We start from the raw sequence: 2,105 nt of genomic DNA, 5'->3' as shown, positions 1-2,105 counted from the left end.
CCCCCACACGCCCTGGCGGGCCGAGCGGGTGCCGTCGGAGCGGCCGGCGAGCAGCGGGCTGCACGCGCCGAGCGCGGCGAGGACGGGCAGCAGCCGGTGCAGGTGGGCCAGGCGCCGGGCCCAGCGGTGCGGCGGGCCGGCGTCGAGGTTGACCTGCAGGGAGGCGGTGGAGCACATCATGGCCGCGCCGTCGGCGCCGTGGCCGAGCGCGGCGAAGTGCTCGGCCATCGCGGCGTAGCGGGAGCCGGGGTTGACGCGCACCGGGTCGCGGACCAGGTCGGTGCCGGTGCTCAGCAGGGCGATGCCGTCGGCGGCCAGGAGCGCGTCGACGTGCGCGGCGTCGCGGCGCAGGGCCTCCACGGCGGCGGCGGCGCCGGGCAGCGGCGGGGTGGACAGCTCCACCTGGCCGCCGGGTTCGAGGGTGACGCGCGAGCCGGCGGGCGGGGCGGCGCCGCGCAGGGCGCCGGTGAGCCGGTCCCAGGGCACGCGGCGGCCGGGGGCGGTGAGGTCGACGGCGTGGCGCTCCAGCTCCAGCCCGACGGTGCCGACGGGGCCGGGGCGCAGGGCGCCGGCGGTGAGGTGATCGCGGGCGGCGGCGACGTCCAGGGGGACGGTGGTGTCCCCCGCGTCGTCCCCGGCCGCCTGTTCGACGGAGGACAGCACGGGCAAGGGCCCCTTCCAGGTCCGGACCGGCTCCGGGGAGCCGCGGGTCGGCGTGGGGCCACCGTTCGTGGCCTCGCGGGGAGCGTCGCACGCACCTCGGACACGGGCAAGAGCGGCCCGGCCGGGTCAGGCCCGGCCGGTGCCCCCGTCCCCGGTGCCCTCGCGCGGGGCGTGCTCGGCGAGGAAGCGGTAGACCTCGCTGTCGTCCACGCCGGGGAAGCGGCCGGAGGGCAGCGGGGCGAGGGTCTGCGCGTGCAGGCGGGCGCTGGGCCAGGCCGCCTCGGCCCAGCGGCGCTCCAGCTCCGCCGGGGCCCGCCGGCAGCAGGAGGCGTCCGGGCAGCGGCTGCGCCGGCGCACCCGCGTGTCGCGCCCGCGGAACCACTTGGCGTGGGCGTAGGGGACGCCGACGGTGATGGAGAAACCTCCGCCCTGCGTGGTGCCGGTCTGGCTGGAGCACCAGAACGTGCCCGCGGGGGTGTCGGTGTACTGGTAGTTCTCCGTGGTGCGGTTGCGCACCTCGAACACGGTGCGGGCGGTCCAGCGCCGGCACACCGGCTGCCCCTCGATGGCGCCGGAGGAGTCCTGCGGGAAGGGCACGCCGTCGTTCTCGTACCCGCGGTACAGGGCGCCGTCGTCGCCCACGCGCAGGAAGTGCACGGGGATGCCCAGGTGCGAGGTGAGCAGGTTCGTCAGGCGGTGCGCGGCCGCCTCGTGCGTGACGCCGAACGCGTCGCGGAAGTCCTCCACCGCCAGGTCCTTGTCGGCCTTGGCCGCGGAGAGGAACTGCACCGCGGCGCTGCGCGGCAGCAGGCAGCACGCGGCGAAGTAGTTGATCTCCAGGCGCTGGCGCAGGAACTGCGCGTAGCTGGCGGGGCGCTCGTGCCCGAGCACGCGGTGCGCGATCGCCTGCAGCGCCAGCGAGCGCAGGCCGTGCCCGCCGGGGATCGAGGCCGGCGGCAGGTAGATGCGGCCGTTGACCAGGTCGGTGACCGTGCGGGTGGAGTGCGGCAGGTCCTCCACGTGGATGAGGGAGAACCCCAGGTCCTGCGCGATGCGGGCCACCTGGCGGTGGGTGAGCGCGCCGACGGTGTACCCGGCCGAGCGCACGAGGTCCTCGGCGACCTCCTCGATCTCCGGCAGGTGGTTGTCCACCGCCCGCAGGAGCAGCCGGATCTCCGTGTTGGCCCGGCGCGCCTCCTCGGGGGTGGCGTTGGCGGCGTCGTGGCGGCGGGCCAGTTCGCGGTGCAGGGCCACGAGCGACTCCAGCGCCTCCGGGGGCAGCCGGCGGGCGGAGGACACCTGCGGCAGCCCCAGGGAGCGCACGAGCGGGCTGCGCTGGGCCTGCTCCAGCTCGATCTCCAGCGCCGCCCGGCGGGTGGGCGGCGGGGCGGGGTCCAGCAGGTCCGCGGGGGCCACGCCGAGCGCGGCGGCGACGGCGGCGA

2 protein-coding genes are annotated in these 2,105 nt (G+C 77.6%); both read right to left on the bottom strand.

Going from position 1 to position 2,105, the window contains the following annotated elements:
* Positions 1-663 (bottom strand): glutamate-cysteine ligase family protein (locus tag GTR00_RS19625; RefSeq protein WP_323132628.1); only part of this gene is annotated, 663 nt, incomplete at its 3' end.
* A 126-nt stretch (positions 664-789) separates the two neighbouring features.
* Positions 790-2,105: ImmA/IrrE family metallo-endopeptidase (locus GTR00_RS19620; protein ID WP_166613233.1), on the bottom strand; the 1,316-nt coding region annotated here is incomplete at its 5' end.

Origin of the sequence: Kineococcus indalonis, from assembly GCF_009906395.1 — a bacterium.
Lineage (GTDB): Bacteria > Actinomycetota > Actinomycetes > Actinomycetales > Kineococcaceae > Kineococcus > Kineococcus indalonis.
Note: the sequence above shows the minus strand (reverse complement) of the source record. Positions and strands in the feature narration are given on the sequence as shown.